The 17,290-nt window shown below is 65.4% G+C and carries 13 protein-coding genes; 12 read left to right on the forward strand and 1 reads right to left on the reverse strand.

From position 1 onward, the window contains the following. Positions 1–127: 127 nt before the first annotated feature. The 11 genes from JS531_RS10330 to pstB all read left to right on the forward strand — a co-directional run bounded on the left by JS531_RS10330 (position 128) and on the right by pstB (position 13,541). Positions 128–1,477, forward strand: a complete 1,350-nt coding sequence (locus tag JS531_RS10330; RefSeq protein ID WP_214315729.1) for a C1 family peptidase — start codon at positions 128–130, stop codon at positions 1,475–1,477. 344 nt (positions 1,478–1,821) lie between these two features. Further along, on the forward strand, positions 1,822–2,952 hold the full coding sequence (locus tag JS531_RS10335; protein WP_240542180.1) for a 3-deoxy-7-phosphoheptulonate synthase: 1,131 nt from the start codon (positions 1,822–1,824) through the stop codon (positions 2,950–2,952). 139 nt (positions 2,953–3,091) lie between these two features. Next, a complete protein-coding gene (locus JS531_RS10340; RefSeq protein ID WP_214315731.1) occupies positions 3,092–4,285 on the forward strand; it encodes a 3-deoxy-7-phosphoheptulonate synthase in 1,194 nt (397 codons plus the stop codon). Positions 4,286–4,528: 243 nt separating this feature from the next. Then, positions 4,529–5,848: an MFS transporter gene (locus JS531_RS10345; RefSeq protein ID WP_214315733.1), complete on the forward strand. Its 1,320-nt coding sequence runs from the start codon at positions 4,529–4,531 to the stop codon at positions 5,846–5,848. A gap of 75 nt (positions 5,849–5,923) precedes the next feature. Then, complete coding sequence (gene mtnN / locus JS531_RS10350; RefSeq protein ID WP_214315735.1) at positions 5,924–6,634, forward strand: 5'-methylthioadenosine/S-adenosylhomocysteine nucleosidase; 711 nt, start codon at positions 5,924–5,926, stop codon at positions 6,632–6,634. Between the two features lie 183 nt (positions 6,635–6,817). After that, positions 6,818–8,233 carry an ATP-binding protein gene (locus tag JS531_RS10355; protein WP_240542181.1) on the forward strand — a complete coding sequence of 472 codons (1,416 nt, stop codon included), beginning with the start codon at positions 6,818–6,820 and terminating at the stop codon, positions 8,231–8,233. Positions 8,234–8,401: 168 nt separating this feature from the next. Then, on the forward strand, positions 8,402–9,112 hold the full coding sequence (locus tag JS531_RS10360) for a response regulator transcription factor (RefSeq protein ID WP_214315737.1): 711 nt from the start codon (positions 8,402–8,404) through the stop codon (positions 9,110–9,112). Between the two features lie 313 nt (positions 9,113–9,425). Further along, entirely contained in the window at positions 9,426–10,553 is a 1,128-nt protein-coding gene (gene pstS / locus JS531_RS10365; protein ID WP_214315739.1) for a phosphate ABC transporter substrate-binding protein PstS, read from the forward strand. A gap of 190 nt (positions 10,554–10,743) precedes the next feature. Further along, positions 10,744–11,697 carry a phosphate ABC transporter permease subunit PstC gene (gene pstC / locus JS531_RS10370; RefSeq protein WP_214315741.1) on the forward strand — a complete coding sequence of 318 codons (954 nt, stop codon included), beginning with the start codon at positions 10,744–10,746 and terminating at the stop codon, positions 11,695–11,697. After that, the gene (gene pstA / locus JS531_RS10375) at positions 11,697–12,689 is read left to right on the forward strand and encodes a phosphate ABC transporter permease PstA (protein ID WP_214315743.1); all 993 of its coding nucleotides are present in this window, start codon (positions 11,697–11,699) and stop codon (positions 12,687–12,689) included. The genes pstC and pstA overlap by 1 nt, the downstream gene beginning before the upstream one ends. A gap of 72 nt (positions 12,690–12,761) precedes the next feature. Then, on the forward strand, positions 12,762–13,541 hold the full coding sequence (gene pstB / locus JS531_RS10380) for a phosphate ABC transporter ATP-binding protein PstB (protein WP_214315745.1): 780 nt from the start codon (positions 12,762–12,764) through the stop codon (positions 13,539–13,541). 541 nt (positions 13,542–14,082) lie between these two features. On the opposite strand, the gene JS531_RS10385 is transcribed toward pstB, so the two are convergent. After that, positions 14,083–15,477, reverse strand: a complete 1,395-nt coding sequence (locus tag JS531_RS10385) for an NCS2 family permease (protein WP_214315746.1) — start codon at positions 15,475–15,477, stop codon at positions 14,083–14,085. A 350-nt stretch (positions 15,478–15,827) separates the two neighbouring features. Between JS531_RS10385 and JS531_RS10390 the strand changes: the two genes are divergently transcribed. Further along, entirely contained in the window at positions 15,828–16,796 is a 969-nt protein-coding gene (locus JS531_RS10390; protein ID WP_214315748.1) for a hypothetical protein, read from the forward strand. Positions 16,797–17,290: the final 494 nt, after the last annotated feature.

Raw genomic sequence — 17,290 nt, forward strand, 5'->3', positions numbered from 1 at the left:
CCGGCCGTTTTTTCGTCCCGCTCCCGACCCCGCGCACCGGTTTCCGCGTGTCGCGCGAGCGGGTAAGCTGTACTCCGGCATCCACCACCCACAAGGTGGCCGAAGATACGAAAAGGAGCATACGGACATGACCAATCTGCAGCCGTTGACCGGTGACGCGCTGAACGCCCTGCGCGACGAATTCGACGCGGACGGCACCAACCGCATGGCGATGAACGCGGTGACCGCCGCCGGCATCGACACCGTCGCCAAGAACTACGATCGCGCGCGTCTGCTGCAGCGTCGCTTCTCCACCGTCGTCGACAACGGCGAAGCCACCCACCAGGACCGTTCCGGCCGTTGCTGGCTGTTCAGCTCCCTGAACGTGGCGCGCTTCGTGGCCAAGAAGAACCTCGGCCTCAAGGAGTTCGAGTTCTCCCAGAACTACGCCATGTACTACGACAAGCTCGAGCGCGTCAACTACTTCCTGCAGGATGTGGCCGCCCTCGTGCGCGCCGGCGAGCCGGCCGACTCCCGTCTCGTGCAGCACCTCCTCGCCGACGTGATGGGCGATGGCGGCCAGTGGACCATGGCGATGAACATCTACAAGAAGTACGGCGCCGTGCCGAAGGACCTCTACCCGGAGACCGCCTCCTCGAAGAACACCGGCGAGATGAACACGCAGCTGCGCCACATGCTGCACACCGCCGTCGCCCGCATGTTCGCCGCGCAGGCCGCCGGTGACGACGCCGCCATCGACGCCGCGATCGCCGAGGCCCGTTCCGCCGGCCACCGCATCCTCACCATCCACCTGGGCGAGCCGCCGGTCTCCTTCGACTGGGAGTGGACCGACAAGGACGGCGAGTTCCACCGCGACGGCGAGATCACGCCGCAGGAGTTCTGGACGAAGTACGTGGGCTCCGCCGACCTCGAAAGCTATGTGTGCCTCGTCGACGACCCGCGCAAGGAGCACCCGAAGGGCCGTAAGATCGCCATCGAGCACCTGGGCAACGTGGCCGGCGGCGACGCCACCGAGTACCTCAACGTGCCGAACCAGTTCATGAAGGACTGCGTGAAGAAGATCCTCGTCGAGCAGGGCATTCCGGTGTGGTTCGGCGCCGACTGCCACCCGTTCATGGACCGCGAGTCCGGCGCATGGGCCACCGACCTGTTCGAGTACGGCTCCATCTACGACTTCGACTTCGACCTGGACAAGGAGGCGCGCGTCCGCTTCGCCGATTCCGCGATGAACCACGCGATGGCGTTCGCCGGCGTGGACGTGGCCGAGGACGGCTCCACCCGCCGTTGGCGCGTGGAGAACTCCTGGGGTGCGAAGATCGCCGACAAGGGCTACTTCACGATGAGCGACGACTGGTTCACCGAGTACGTCTACGAGGTCGCCGTGCCGAAGGCCCTCCTGCCGGAGGAGTACCTCAAGGCCCTCGACGAGGACGCCATCAGCCTGCCCGCGTGGGATCCGATGGGAGCTCTTGCCTGAAGCTTCGCTTCAGGCAAGAGCTCGAAGCTGGGGAAAACAGCCCTGTGGGCTGTTTTCCCCAGCTTCCCGGCCGGCAGGCCGGCAACTGACTGTATGTTCGTCGGTGGGCTCTTCGCGCCAGCGCGCCGAGCGGCGGACGAGAGTCCGCCGCGAGGAAGCTCTTGGTGTGCGAACGAGCTGTTTTCCCCGGCTTCCCGGCCGACCGTTCCACGTAACGGTCGGCCGTTTCTCATTCCGTGGCATCGCCGCTACAGTGGTGTCCTTGTTGCATACCGCATCGTCATCCCCGCGTCCATCGTATCCGTCGGCGGGGAGGCGCGTCGTTTCGGGAAAGGAGAGTCGGCATGGCAGCACTTCGTGGTCCGGATAGTTCCGAGGACGCACAGCGTTTGGGGGAGCAGGCCGTCTTTCCCGAGACCGTCGACGTCAACATCCGCCAGCTCGATCCGATTCCCGCGCCGCGCGCGTTCCTGAAGGAGCTGCCGCTCACGGACGCGATGAGCGATCTGGTGCTCCGCTCCCGTCAGGACATCCGCAACGTGCTGCATGGCCGCGACGACCGTCTGCTGGTCATCGTGGGCCCGTGCTCCATCCATGATCCGAAGGCCGCGCACGAGTACGCCGAGCGCCTCGCCGCCGTGAACCGCGAGCTCAATGACCGTCTGCTCATCGTCATGCGCGTGTACTTCGAGAAGCCGCGCACCACGATCGGCTGGAAGGGGCTCATCAACGATCCGGACCTGGACGGCCGCTTCAACATCCGCAAGGGCATGTGGCTTGCCCGCAAGGTCCTCACCGACGTGCTGAACCTGGGGCTGCCCACCGCCACCGAATGGCTCGACCCGATCACCCCGCAGTACATCTGCGACCTCATCAGCTGGGGCGCGATCGGCGCGCGCAACACCGAATCGCAGGTGCATCGCGAGCTGGCTTCCGGCCTGTCCATGCCGGTGGGCTTCAAGAACGCGACCGACGGTTCCATCAAGCCGGCGGCCGATTCCTGCTATGCGGCCGCGTTCGAGCATCATTTCCTGTCCATCAACCTGGACGGCCGCGTCATCTCCGCGGAGACGAAGGGCAATCCGGACTGCCATCTGGTGCTGCGAGGCTCGAACCATGGCCCGAACTACGACAAGGCGTCCGTCGCGCAAGCGCTCGCCGACCTCAAGGCCTCGAAGGCGTCCGGTCCGAGCGAGCATGGTCTCGTCATCGACGCGGCGCATGGCAACTGCGGCAAAGACGAGGTGCGCGAGGCCGAGGTCGTCGAGGAGATCGCCGAACGCGTGGCCCAAGGCGAACCGGGCATCCTCGGCGTGATGATGGAGAGCTTCCTCGTGGCCGGGCATCAGAAGCCGGCCCCGCTCGACCAGCTGGTCTACGGCCAGTCGGTCACGGATTCCTGCGTGCCGTGGGACCGCACCGAGGAGCTGCTGCACACGTTGGCCGACGCGGTCAGCGCCCGCCGCGCCCTGTAGGCCCGTCTTCCGGTCGCCGTCCGTCCCGTAATCCCGTAAACCCCATAACCACGAGCCCCGTGGCGCCTCCTTCCGTCGGCGCTGCGGGGCTCGGCTATGCTAGGGGCTGGAATAGCGAGTACAGGGAGACGAACAGACCATGCAGCAACAGCAGCCGCAGCTCAACAAGCCGGAGGATCTCAGGGCCATCCGCGAGGCGATGGAGGAGGGCAAGAACCCGCTCGTCGCCACGGACGTGCCCCGTTGGGAGGACCAGGTCGGCATCAGCCGCATCGTGAACCGCCGCGTCTTGGAGTTCGAGGTGCTGCCCACACCCGCCCAGGTGCTCGCCGACCTGCCGCTCACGAGCGAGGCGCAGGAGATCGTCGCCTACTCGCGTGACGAGATCCGCGCGTGCCTGTACGGGCAGGACGACCGTCTGCTGGTCGTCGTGGGCCCTTGCTCGGTGCATGATCCGGCGGCTGCGCTCGACTACGCGCATCGTCTCGCCAGGCTCAAGGACGAACTGGGGGAGCAGCTGCTCATCGTCATGCGCGTCTACTTCGAGAAGCCGCGCACCACCGTCGGCTGGAAGGGCCTCATCAACGATCCGGACATCGACGGTTCGTGCAACATCAAGAAGGGCCTGCTGCTGGCCCGCCGCACGCTGCTCGGCGTGCTGGGGGAGGGGCTCGCCGCGGCCACCGAGTTCCTCGAGCCCACCAGCCCGCAGTTCATCGCGGACGCGGTGAGCTGGGGTGCGATCGGCGCGCGCAACACCGAAAGCCAGGTGCACCGGCAGCTGGCCTCCGGCCTGTCCATGCCGATCGGCTTCAAGAACGCGACCGACGGCTCGGTCAAAGCCGCGTCCGATTCGTGCTTCGCCGCCGCCCAACAGCACACGTTCTTCGGCATCGACCACATGGGCCGCGCCGCCGTGGTCAAGACGCTCGGCAATCCGGACTGCCATGTGGTGCTGCGCGGTTCGAGCTCCGGGCCGAACTACGGCAGGGAGGACATCGCCGCCGCCCTCGACACGATCCGCAAGCGCATGCCGGCCGATTCCGCCGCCGCGCACGGCGTGATCGTCGACTGCTCGCACGGCAATTCCGGCAAGGACGAGCACCGTCAGGCCGAGGTGGTGCGCGAGATCGCCGCGCGCATCGCCGCCGGCGAACGCGGCATCACCGGCGTGATGATGGAGAGCTTCATCGAGGGCGGCAACCAGCCGGCCGCGCCGCTGCCGCAGCTCGTCTACGGCAAGTCGATCACGGACAGGTGCCTGTCCTGGACGGACACGGAGCGTCTGCTGCGCACGCTCGCCGAGGCGGTCGCCACCCGACGCTGGAACTGAAATGCGACGACTGTCCGCAATGTGAACAGTCTTACCATCGATGCCGTCGCACGAGTACACCTATATGGCAGCACAGCGGTGTGCGGACACCGCTGCAAGCCACAAGCCGTAACGGACCTGTCCGCGCACCCCGCATACATACGGGAACCCGCGCCACACCCGCGGGAACCACCCGAATGAGAGAAGCAAATCAAAGCAGGGGCCGGGCGCATGGGCGCGGCCCCGTAGAGGGGTATATCGATCATGTCCGCAACCGCAACCGCGACTGCAACCACCAAGGTGAAGAAGGATTCGGTTCCCGAGATCATCGCCGCATCCATGGTGGGCACCGCCATCGAGTTCTACGACAACTACTGCTATTCCATCGCGTCCGCCAGCTACTTCGGCGCGATCTTCTTCCCGGCCGCCACCAAGGCCAACCCGGCCATCGGCACGATGCTCGCGTTCCTCACGTTCGCCGTGTCGTTCCTCGCCCGCCCGTTCGGGTCCATGCTGTTCGGCCACTTCGGCGACAAGATCGGCCGCAAGACCACGCTCGTGGTCGCCCTGATGACGATGGGCATCTCCACGTTCCTCGTCGGCTGCCTGCCGGGCTACGACCAGTTCGGCATCTACGCCATCATCATCCTGTGCATCTGCCGCGCATGCCAGGGCGTGGGCCTCGCCGGCGAATGGTCCGGCGCCGCCCTCGTCGCCACCGAGAACGCGCCGGCCAACAAGCGCGCCCTGTACGGCTCCTTCCCGAACCTCGGCGCCCCGATCGGCTTCTTCTGCGCCTACGGCCTGAACCTGCTGCTCGACACCACCCTCGGTCCGGACAAGATGCAGGCCTGGGGCTGGCGCATCCCGTTCCTGTGCTCCGCCGTGCTCGTCATCATCGGCCTGTACGTGCGTCTGCGCATGACCGAGACCCCGATCTTCCGCAAGGCCGTCGCCAACGACCGCGTCGTCAAGCACCCGCTGCGCTCCCTCGTGCCGTACTGGAAGGAAGTCCTCCTCGGCACCTTCGCCATGGGCATCACCTACACGCTGTTCTACGTGCTCGGCACCTGGTCCCTGAGCTACGGCGTCAAGGTCATGAAGCCGGCGTTCACCCAGAACGAGTACCTCGCCATGCAGATGACCTCCGTGGTCTTCTTCGCGATCTTCATCCTCGTCTCCTGCATCTACTCCGACAAGATCGGCCGCAAGAAGGTGCTCATCACCACCACCGCGCTGACCCTGGTCTTCTCGCTGTTCGCGATGCACCTGCTCCAGCACAACGTGACGACCGTCATGATCTTCCTGTGCGTCGGCTTCGCGCTCATGGGCTGCCTGTTCGGACCGTGCGGCGCCTACCTGCCCGAGCTGTTCCCGACCAACGTGCGCTACTCCGGCGCCGGCCTGAGCTACAACCTCGCGGCCATCCTCGGCGGCGCGTTCGCCCCGTCCATCGCCACCGCCCTGGTGCAGAAGACCGGCTCCGTGGTGTCCGTCGGCTGGTACATGGCCATCATGGCCGCCCTGGCCCTCATCGCCCTGTTCCTCATCAAGGAAAGCAAGGACACGAACTACGAGGCCTGATCGGCCCGTCCGATTGACCACAAGCTCCCCTAAGCTCGGAAACGGCAACAATTCCGAGCTCAGGGGAGTTTTCATATGACCAGGACGATCGCGATCATCGGGGCGTTGGACGAGGAGGTCGCGCTCATCGCGCGGTCGCTCGACGGCGTCGAGCACGACCACGCCGCCAGCCTCGACGTGACGCGCGGCACCATCGCCACGAACGGCGGCGAGACCCTGCGCGTGGTCGCCACCGTGGGCGGCATGGGCCTCGTCGCAGCCGCAGCCACCACCCAGCATCTCATCTGCACGTACCGGCCGGAGGCCGTGATCTTCTCCGGCATCGCCGGCAACCTCAACACGCATCTGCACATCAACGACGTGGTCCTCGGCGGCACGCTGCGCTACCTCGACACCGACATGCGCCTCGTCGGCCAGTGGAAGCCCGGCACCGCCGAACATCCCGTCGAGGAGTTCCACTCCGACGACCGTCTCCTCGCCATCGCCGACGAGGCCCTCGCCGCCGCCGGCATCACGCACATCACCGGCATCATCGCGTCCGGCAACTACTTCGTCGACACCGAGGCCCAGGTGCGCAAGGTCGTCCACGACACCGCCGCCGACGCCGTCGAGATGGAGGGCGCCGCCGTCGCGCAGGTCGCCGCCCGCAACGACGTGCCGGCGCTCGTCATCCGCGCGCTGTCCGACAACGCCGACACCGACTACGAGGTCTTCAAGGAGTTCGACATCAGCGAGTACGCCGACACCGCCGCGCGTCTCGCCGTCGACATCCTCCGACGCATGTAGCCGTCGCGCCGCGATGCGTCGCGTCGCGTCGCACGCCGCCCGTCGTCCGTTCGGTCTGCACGTCGTCTGTCCCGTCCGCGTGCGGAAGATGAACTTCCGCTGAACTTACGTAGTCCACAACGAAACCATGTGCATTTGCCGCTACTGTGGTAGCGAACAGCACACAGGGAAGGGTGGAACCGCATGGTCTGGTGGCAGGTGCTCATCTTGGTGGCGGCGACGGCGTTCGTCGCCGGAGTGGCCGGATACCGCAACGGCACGGAGCATGGCGAGCTCATGGAACGTGAGGCGAACGAACGGACGAACCGGCACCTCGACGCGGACGACGCGCTGTTCGGCTCCGAACCCTCGGTGCGCGCCGCCGAGGAGCAGTTCGTCCACGCCATGCCGGAGGCGGTGATCCTCGTCGATGCCGAAGGCGGCATACTGTACATGGGCAAGGGCGTCTCCGGCTTCGGGCTCGTCGACGGCACGCGCATCGGCGACGAGGACGCGGTCGGCATCCTCTCCCGAGTGGTGGCCGACGGCAAATCCCGCGAACGCGAGATCGCCATCCCCCTGGACATGGCGCATGACGGCGTCATCCCCGGCAACTCCGGCCACGGCGTCCAGGCGGGCGAGACGATGCCCGCCTCCACCCGGTACCTCAAACTGCGTGTCAGCGCCATCGGCGACGACCGGTACGCCATCTTCGTGAGCGACATGAGCGAGCAGCGTCGGTTCGAGGCGATGCGCCGCGACTTCATGACGAACGTCTCCCACGAGCTCAAGACGCCCGCCGGCGCCATCTCCCTGCTCGCCGAGACCATCGGCGATGCCGCCGACGATTCGGACGCCGTACGCTACTTCGCCGGCCGTGTCGCCAAGGAATCCACCAGACTCACCGAACTCGTGCACCGGCTCATCGACCTGCAGAAGGCGCAGGACGCCGGCGGCGTCCTCGACGCACGCCGCCTGTCCGTCATGGCCGTCGCACGCAAGGCCATCGCCGAGAACCAGGTGCAGGCGGACGGACGGCACATCGCCATCGACCTGTCGTTCGGCGGCGAACCAGCGGGCGCGGAGCCCGCGGAAGGCGAGCCGGACGCGTTCGTCTCCTGCGACGAGGAATCGATCGTCACGGCCGTGAAGAACCTCGTCGAGAACGCCATCCACTACTCGCCCGAACACACGACCGTCCGCGTCGCCGTGACCGCGAACGACACGCGCGTCAAGATCCGCGTCATCGACCAGGGCATCGGCATCCCCGCCGCGTCCATCGACCGCATCTTCGAACGCTTCTACCGCGTCGACCCCGCCCGCTCCCGCCAGACCGGCGGCACCGGCCTGGGCCTCGCCATCGTCAAGCACTCCGTGGCCGACTGCGGCGGCACCGTGTCCGTCTGGTCGCGTGAAGGCGAAGGGTCGACGTTCACCATCGAACTGCCGCGCGACGTGTCCGGCGACGACGACGCGTCCGCCGACGGCGGCGCGTCGGGTGCGTCCGACGCGTCCCGCAAGGGCGACGATGCGGACGGCAGCGGACGCGAACGTCCCGCGCGCAGCGTACGCAACAACGTAGGCGACGACGATATCACGGTGATGGTGCATCGGCAGTGATGCCACGATGGGCGTCATATCGGACGTCACGGCACCGAAACGGATACGTAGCCGATTCGCATCGCAGATGAACACCCGGCGAACGGCTAGGATGGTTTTCGGAAAATCTCATGAAACCCCGATGCGGCATGACGCGGCACCAACGGGGCTTCCCGACGAAAGGTGATCATGACGCGCATACTCATCGTGGAGGACGAGGAGTCCTACAGGGAGCCGTTGATGTACCAGCTCACGCGTGAGGGGTACGAGGTGTCCGCCGCCGCCACCGGCGAGGAGGGCCTCGAACTGTTCACCAAGGGCGGCATCGACTTCGTGCTCCTTGACCTCATGCTCCCCGGCATCGACGGCACCGCGCTGTGCCGCCGCATCCGCGAACAGAGCCGCGTCCCCATCATCATGCTCACCGCCAAAAGCGCTGAGATCGACAAGGTCGTCGGCCTCGAGATCGGCGCCGACGACTATGTCACCAAGCCGTACTCGTTCCGCGAGCTGCTCGCCCGCATCCGCGCCGTCATGCGCCGCAACCAGCAGCCGTCCGGCTCCGCCGACGGCACCGCCTCCGGCGACGACCTGCCGCTGACCTGCGGCGACATCTCCATGCAGGTCGGCCAGCACCAGGTCACCGTGCGCGGCGAGAACGTGTTCTTCCCGCTCAAGGAATTCGAACTGCTCGAATACCTCCTGCAGAACAAGGGCCGCGTCATGACCCGCCACCAGCTCATCGACCGCATCTGGGGCTCCGACTACGTGGGCGACACCAAGACCCTCGACGTGCACGTCAAGCGCGTGCGCGCCAAGATCGAGGAGGACCCGAGCCACCCGAAGTACCTCACCACCGTGCGCGGCCTCGGATACAAGATCGACCAGCCGGTCGCCTGACGGCGTCAGGCGGCAGGTCGATTCGCCCGCGGGCGGCTCCCCTCCGCAAGGAGGGGAGCCGCCCGTCGTATATGACGGGCGTATGCGGCGGGCGCATATGACGGGCGTATACGCGCATCGTGCATGGACGATGCCCAACGCGCAAACTACGCCTCCACCCCCGAAAACGACGTAGGCATAAATCGCGGATTGTTCATCGTCCGTTCACCGGTTTCGGCATTCATCCCCTCGCGACGCCCATAGGCTTGTAGATGTCATGGAATGACGGGCGGCCCATACGGCCGTCGCAGGTTAGTTGATAGAGGGAAAAAGAATGCGTAACAACATCTTCGTGCGCTCCATGGCCGCGCTTTCCGGCATCGTCATGCTGGCCGGCCTTGCCGCCTGTGGTGACAACACCACCAGCGGCAGCTCCAACGGCTCTTCCGAAACCACCAAGTCCGAGCCCATCTCCGGCTCCTTCCAGGGCGCCGGCGCCTCCTCCCAGCAGGCCGCCGTCGAAGCCTGGACCGCCGGCTTCCAGGCCAACAACCCGAACGCCAAGATCGCCTACAACCCGTCCGGTTCCGGCGCTGGCGTCTCCACCTTCCTCACCGGCGCCACCGCGTGGGCCGGCTCCGACAAGGCCCTCGCCGACGACGAAGTCACCAAGTCCGAGGCCGTCTGCGCCTCCGGTTCCGCCTTCGACGTCCCGGTGTACATCTCCCCGATCGCCGTGGTCTTCAACCTCAAGGGCATCTCCGACGCCGGCAAGCACATCAACATGGACGCCTCCACCATCGCCAAGATCTTCGACGGCAAGATCACCACGTGGAACGATCCGGCCATCAAGGAGCAGAACCCGAAGCTCGACCTGCCGAGCACCGCGATCACCGTGGTCCACCGCTCCGACAAGTCCGGCACCACCCAGAACTTCGTCTCCTACTTCAAGGACGTCGCCCCGGATGACTGGTCCTACGACCTCTCCGAGAACTGGCCGAACAACGTCGGCCAGGGCGCCAAGGGCACCTCTGGCGTGATCTCCACCGTGCAGCAGGCCGACGGCACCATCGGCTACGCCGACTTCTCCCAGGTCGGCCAGCTGGGCACCGTGGCCGTGAAGGTCGGCGATTCCTACAACGAGATCTCCGCCGACGGCGGCTCCAAGGTCATCGAGGACTCCAAGCTCGACGACACCGCCAAGGGCGACAACCGCGTGGTCGTGAAGATCAACCACGAGACCGAGGCCAAGGGCGCCTACCCGATCGTCCTCGTCTCCTACATGATCGCCTGCCCGGCCTACAAGGACGCCAAGCAGGGCGAGTTCGTCAAGTCCTGGCTGACCTACGTCACCTCCGATGAGGGCCAGAAGGCCGCTCAGGACGCCGCCGGCTCCGCTCCGCTGCCGTCCAGCCTGACCTCCAAGATCAGCAAGTCCATCGAGGCCATCAAGACCAAGTGAGTCCGGTCCACGGCACGGTCCCGCGACCGTGCCCGTCCGGACGCTGACCCAAGCAATCGCCTCCGATAGCAACCATATCCTTGAGCCGCAGTCGTCATACACGGCTGCGGCTCAAGCCCGGTCAGCACCCGGACACCAGACCAGACCGCTTTCCGCTTCCCCAATTGCAACCCATCCATAAGGAGCATCCGTGAGTTCGCAAGACAAACCGGTGATGCAACCGGCCGGTGGCAAAACCGCCGACAAGGTGTTCAAGGGCGTGGCCTATGGCTGCGGCATCCTGATCCTCGTCGTCCTCGCCGCCGTGTTCCTCTTCCTGTTCTTCCGCGCGTTCCCGCTCATCGGCGGAGACCAGGCCAAGAACAGCGCCACCATCTCCAACTTCACGGGCGGCAAGACCGACAACTTCTGGGGCTACGTGCTCCCGCTGCTGTTCGGCACCGTCCTCGTCTCCATCCTCGCGCTGATCATCGCGTTCTTCATCTCCATCGGCATCGCGCTGTTCATCTCGCACTACGCGCCGAAGAAGGTCGCGACCGGACTGAGCTACGTGGTCGATCTGCTCGCCGCCATCCCCTCCGTCATCTACGGTCTGTGGGGCGGCCTGATCCTGGTGCCGGCCATCTACCCGTTCTGGAACTGGGTGGCCACCTACTTCGGCTGGATTCCGCTGTTCGCCGGCCCGGCCGCCAACCCGCAGCGCACCGTCGGCACCGTGGCGGTCGTCCTCGCCGTCATGATCCTGCCGATCATCACCTCCATGTCGCGCGACATCTTCCTCCAGACCCCGACCCTCCAGCAGGAGGCCGCCTACGGTCTGGGCGCTACCAAGTGGGAGATGATCAAGCTCGCCGTCCTGCCGTTCGGCAAGTCCGGCATCGTGTCCGCCTCCATGCTGGCCCTCGGCCGCGCGCTCGGCGAGACCATGGCCGTGTTGATGATCCTGTCCCCGGGCCTCACCTACTCCGTCAAGCTCCTGCAGGCCTCGCAGAACCAGACCATCGCGGCGAACATCGCGGCCCAGTACCCCGAGGCCGACGAACTCGGCGTGTCCGCCCTGATAGGCACCGGTCTCATCCTGTTCCTCATCACGTTCGTCGTGAACTTCATCGCCCGTAAGATCACCGAGAAAGCGAGTGTCTGATGGCTGAAGAAGCAAAGAAGAAGAACCTCGACGGCGCGCCCGTCATCGACTTCGACAAGTTCCGTCCCACCCGCTCCTCCGAGAACGCCCGCAAGCGCAAGGACATCTTCATGACCGGCCTCATCGGCCTGTCCTTCGTGATCGCCTGCATCCCGCTGGTGTCCGTGCTCTGGACCACCATCGTCAACGGTCTCAAGCGACTCAACATCAACTTCCTGACGTTCAACATGACCGGTGTGGTCGGCGGCAACCAGACCCCGTCCGGCGGCTACGGCGGCGTCCTGCACGCCATCATCGGCACGCTGGAGATCACCGGCGGCGCCATGGTCATCTCCATCCCGATCGGCATCATGTGCGCCGTGTACCTCGTCGAATACGCGCACGGCGGCAAGCTCGCGATGACGATCTCCCTGCTCGTCGACGTGATGAGCGGCATCCCGTCCATCGTGGCCGGCCTGTTCGCCTTCTCGATGTTCACCATCGTGTTCGGCCCGGGCACCATCAACGGCTTCGAAGGCTCCGTGGCATTGTCCCTGCTCATGCTGCCGACCGTCGTCAAGTCCTGCGAGGAGATGCTCAAGATCGTGCCGAACGACCTTCGCGAAGCCTCGCTGGCCCTCGGCGTCACCAAGCAGCGCACCATCTCCAAGATCGTGCTGCGCACTGCGCTGCCCGGCATCGTCTCCGGCTGCATCCTCGCCATCGCGCGAGTGATCGGCGAGACCGCCCCGCTGCTCATGACCGCAGGATACATCGCCTCCACCAACGTGAACCTGTTCTCCGGACAGATGACCACCCTCCCGGTGTTCGTCTACCAGGAGTACTCGAAGCTCAACGCGAACTGCCCGGTCAACGCGGACGCCACCTGCGTGCCCACCATCCCGATGGAACGCTCCTGGGCCGCCGCTCTCGTGCTGATCATCATCGTGCTGTTGCTCAACCTCATCGGCCGCTGGGTCGCCAAGGTCTTCGCCGTGAAGAGCGAACGCTGACGCCGGCCCGCAACATCGTTTCGTTCGGATTCGTTCGGATCTCAAGGATCTCAAGAAAATAAAGGAAACATCATGGGACAACGTATTGACGTGAACCACGAGAACATCTACTACGGCGACTTCCTCGCCGTGGAGGATGTGAACATCAACATCGAGGCGAACAAGGTCACCGCCTTCATCGGCCCGTCCGGCTGCGGCAAGTCCACCGTGCTGCGCACTCTGGACCGCATGCACGAGCTCATCCCCGGCGCGCACGTCGAGGGTGAGGTGCTCCTCGAAGGCAAGAACCTGTACGACGCGGACGTGGACCCCGTGTCCGTCCGTCGTGACGTCGGCATGGTCTTCCAGCGCCCGAACCCGTTCCCGACCATGTCCATCCGCGAGAACGTGCTCGCCGGTGTGCGTCTGAACAACAAGCACATCAGCAAGTCCGACGCGGACGACCTCGTCGAGTGGGCCCTGCGCGGCGCCAACCTCTGGAACGAGGTCAAGGACCGTCTCGACAACCCGGGCATCGGCCTGTCCGGCGGCCAGCAGCAGCGTCTGTGCATCGCACGCGCCGTGGCCGTCCACCCGCAGGTCGTCCTCATGGACGAGCCGTGCTCCGCGCTCGACCCGATCTCCACGCTCGCCGTCGAGGACCTCATCAACGAGCTCAAGAGCGACTACACCATCGTGATCGTGACCCACAACATGCAGCAGGCCGCCCGTATCGCCGACTACACCGCCTTCTTCAACCTGAAGGCCGTGGGCCAGCCGGGCCACCTCGAGTACTTCGCGGACACCACCACGATGTTCAACAACCCGCAGAACGACGAGGCCGAGCGCTACATCTCCGGTCGCTTCGGCTGATCGCGCGACGGATTACGCCGTCCCTCTAATTCTGATGCGGAGCCCCGCACCGGATGCTGTTGCCAGTATCGTTGGCCAGTATCCGGTGCGGGGCTTCCGTCGTTTTCCGGGTGGTTTTCGGCTCCGGGGAAGCGGTCCGTCATTGGTTGGTCCGATTGCTTCGCTAACTGGTCTCTCCGCGAAGCGGTTCGGTATGGGGGTGATTGACTGTTTCGCTGACGACCTTCTCCGCGAATCATCCTGTCGACTTTGTGACCGGTTGTTTCGCCGAGACGCTTAACCGCAGCGAACCGTCCTCGCTTCCTGCGCTTCCGTTGCCCCCGGCCGCGCTTTCGGTGCCTCCGGTCGTACCTCAGGCCGAGCTTCCGGATACGAAAGAACCCCATCCGTCATGCGCAGCCCGGAGGCTGAGCACAACGGATGGGGTTTGCAGGACTCACATGTGCCGGTCATGTGCCGGTCATGCGCTTATCGGCCACACGGCCACGCGGCCAAACCACACGGCCAAACCGCGCGATCAACAGCCACGCGCCCGTAGGAACTACAGGATCGCCATGCACACGAAGTCGATGATGAACAGCAGCGCCACGGTCCAGATGATCGGGTGGACCTCCTTGGCCTTGCCCTTGCAGGTCTTCACGATGCAGTACGCGATGAAGCCGCCGGCGATGCCGTAGGAAATGGAGTAGGAGAACGCCATGAACGCGGTGGCGAAGAACGCCGGGATGGCCGCGGAGATGTCGGTCCAGTCGACCTCCTTGAGGGAGGCGGCCATCATGCAGCCGACGATCACCAGCACGCCGGCGGTCGCGGCGGACGGCACGGCGGAGATGACCGGCGCGAAGAAGATGGACAGCGCGAAGCAGATGGACACGACCACGGAGGTCAGGCCGGTGCGGCCGCCCGCCGCGATGCCCGCGGAGGACTCCACGTACGTTGTGGTGTTCGAGGTGCCGCAGATGGCGCCGATGGAGGTGGCGATCGAATCGGCGAACAGGGCGCGGTCCATCTTGGAGGAGAATCCGGAGCCGTTCTCCAGCGCCTTCTCGTCCTCGAGGGAGAAGATGCCGGTGCGGCGGCCGGTGCCGAGGAACGTGCCGAGCGTGTCGAACGTGTCGGACATGGAGAACGCGAAGATCGTGACGATCACGAGCGGCAGCCTGCTCAGATCGGAGAACAGCGCCGGGAAGCCTGCCGGCGTGAAGATCGCGCCGAACGTGGTGGGCAGTTCGGAGAACGTCTGGGACAGGGACTGCGAGGAGCCGAAGTTGGTCACGCCGAACGGGATGCCCGCGATGGTGGTGATGATGATGGCGAGCAGCATGCCGCCCTTGACCTTCATCACGGTGAACACGATGGCGAGCAGCAGACCGATGAGGAACACCCACAGCACCGGGGTGTTGAACGTGGCGAGACCCGGCGTGGCGGCGGTGGCGAGACCCTTGCCGGCGGCCTTCGCGTCCTTCGGGGTGAAGGTGATGAGGCCGACGTTGAGCATGCCCACGTACGCGACGAACAGGCCGATGCCGCCGCCGATCGCCTGCTGCAGCTGCTCCGGGATGGCCATGATGATCATCTTGCGGATCTTGGTGACGGTGATGAGGATGTTGATGAGACCGCACAGGAACACCATGCACATCGTCTCCTGCCAGGTGAAGCCGAGGCCGAAGCAGACGGTGTAGGTGAAGAACGCGTTGAGGCCCATGCCGGCGGCCTGGGCGTACGGCACGTTGGCGAACAGGCCCATGACGAGCGTGCCGATGATGGCCGCGATGATGGTAGCGAGGAAGACGCCGCCCCACGGCATGCCGGTCTGGCTCAGGATCTGCGGGTTGACGACGATGATGTACGCCATCGCGAAGAACGTGGTCAGACCGGCCAGGATTTCGGTCGAGGCCGTCGTGCCGTTCTCCTTGAGATGGAAGAACTTCTCCATTTTCTCTTCTTTCCTTAATTCCTTGGGTTGTGTGGGAACCGTCCGCCGCGGTCGCGTTCGCGCTGTCGCGGTGGCCCGGTCCCGGCGAGGATCGCGACTCGCCCCGGTCCGTGCGTCGTGCGTGTCGACCGTTTCGTCGACGGACGCGCCCGCATGCGCGGCCGGTGGGAACCGTCGCCGATTATATCGCGGGCGTATTGCGCCGCCCGCTCCGGCCATGGCTAGACTGTCCGTTGGAAACGGTCGGACGGCGGCCGTGCGGGGATCCGCCTGTGGTGGCGGACGTCGGCGGACGCCGTCGGATGGCCGATGACGATGGTTGACGACGGATGACGATGGAAGGGGAACAGATGGGCAGGCAGCCGGTCGAGGTGTCGATTCGCGCGTGGAAGAAGAACGTAGTGAAGCCAGGGCGGGAGCGCGGTCGCGTGCTGCTCATGCCCGGCACGGGGTACAACTGCGACCGTCCGTTGCTGTATTGGTCGGCGCAGGCTTTGGTGGAGTCCGGTTGGCGGATCGACCGTATGAACGTCGCGAACGCGTCCGACGACCTGTCCACCGTGATTCCCGTCATCAACGAGGCGATCGACGGTTGGGTCGCGTCCGTCCGCGCCGCGTACGCCGCGTCCCTCGCGTCCGATTCTGTAGGAACGGATGTTGCGGCGACCGGTGGGGCTCGCGTTTCGTCCGTTTCTGTAGGAACGGATGCGGCGCGGTCTGGCGAAGCCCGTGTTTCGTCCGATTCTGTAGGTTCGGGCGTTACAAGGCCCGGTGAGTCGCGTGTTCCGTCCGATTCTGTAGGAACGGATGCGATGATGCCGCCCCGTTCGCCGCGTCTGCTGCTCATCGGCAAGTCGCTGACGACGATGACGTATCCGCATGTCGCCACGCGGTACGGTCTGCCGTTCGTCCTGCTCACGCCGGTCCTGCATCATGCCGATTTCGATCCGTCGGCGCGCGTGATTCCGGTGCCGCGGGTGGGCGACGACATCATCGCCGAGTCCGACGCCCCGTCCGTCGACGTCGCCAAGGCGGTGCTTGCGGCCGACTCCTCCGGCGTTGCGTCCGATGCTCTCGCGATGGGCGAGGCGGAGCTTGAGCGGTGGCGCGTCTCCCGTTACCCGGGGCCGGCTCCGTTGGTGTGCGCCGGTACGGCCGATCCGTTCTACGATCGCGTCCGCGCCAATGCGCTGACCCCGCACGTTCATGAGTATCCGGATGCGAACCATTCGATCGAGGTGCCTGGGCATTGGCGTCGTTCCCTCGACTATCTCAAGGAGGTCTCCGCCTCCGTCGCCCAGTACGCCGCGACCATCTAGCATCCGTTCGGTGAGGCGTGTGTCGCGTCCGTTTCTATAGAAACGGATGCCACGGTTTCCGGTGGGGCCCGTGTTTCGTCCGATTCTATAGGAACGGGTGCTGCGGGGTCCGGTGAGCTCCCTGTTTCGTCCGATTCTGTAGGAACGGATGTTGCGACGGCCGGTCAGGCGCATATTCCGTCCGTTTCTATAGAAACGGATGCTGCGGGGTCCGGTGAGGTGTGTGTTTCGTCCGATTCTGTAGAAACGGATGTTGCGACGGCCGGTGGGGCCCGTGTTTCGTCCGTTTCTATAGAAACGGATGCCACGGGGTCTGGTGGGGCTCGCGTTTCGTCCGTTTCTATAGGAACGGATGTTGCGACGGCCGGTGTCTAGTCTCAGCGGATAGTTGACGCATGTCTCGGGGCATGGTTGACGCCATGTCCTTGGGCATGGTTGACGCCATGTCCTGGGGCATGGTTGACGGGTGTCTCGGGGCATGGTTTACAGGTCGC

Source organism: Bifidobacterium sp. CP2 (assembly GCF_018555635.1).
GTDB classification, from domain to species: Bacteria; Actinomycetota; Actinomycetes; order Actinomycetales; family Bifidobacteriaceae; genus Bifidobacterium; species Bifidobacterium saguinibicoloris.

Coding starts and splice junctions, on each gene's coding strand:
- pstA (WP_214315743.1), top strand. CDS start 11,697: ATGGCTGAAGAAGCAAAGAAGAAGAACCTCGACGGCGCGCCCGTCATC.
- pstB (WP_214315745.1), top strand. CDS start 12,762: ATGGGACAACGTATTGACGTGAACCACGAGAACATCTACTACGGCGAC.
- JS531_RS10330 (WP_214315729.1), top strand. CDS start 128: ATGACCAATCTGCAGCCGTTGACCGGTGACGCGCTGAACGCCCTGCGC.
- pstS (WP_214315739.1), top strand. CDS start 9,426: ATGCGTAACAACATCTTCGTGCGCTCCATGGCCGCGCTTTCCGGCATC.
- JS531_RS10360 (WP_214315737.1), top strand. CDS start 8,402: ATGACGCGCATACTCATCGTGGAGGACGAGGAGTCCTACAGGGAGCCG.
- JS531_RS10335 (WP_240542180.1), top strand. CDS start 1,822: ATGGCAGCACTTCGTGGTCCGGATAGTTCCGAGGACGCACAGCGTTTG.
- mtnN (WP_214315735.1), top strand. CDS start 5,924: ATGACCAGGACGATCGCGATCATCGGGGCGTTGGACGAGGAGGTCGCG.
- JS531_RS10385 (WP_214315746.1), bottom strand. CDS start 15,477: ATGGAGAAGTTCTTCCATCTCAAGGAGAACGGCACGACGGCCTCGACC.
- JS531_RS10355 (WP_240542181.1), top strand. CDS start 6,818: ATGGTCTGGTGGCAGGTGCTCATCTTGGTGGCGGCGACGGCGTTCGTC.
- JS531_RS10345 (WP_214315733.1), top strand. CDS start 4,529: ATGTCCGCAACCGCAACCGCGACTGCAACCACCAAGGTGAAGAAGGAT.
- JS531_RS10340 (WP_214315731.1), top strand. CDS start 3,092: ATGCAGCAACAGCAGCCGCAGCTCAACAAGCCGGAGGATCTCAGGGCC.
- JS531_RS10390 (WP_214315748.1), top strand. CDS start 15,828: ATGGGCAGGCAGCCGGTCGAGGTGTCGATTCGCGCGTGGAAGAAGAAC.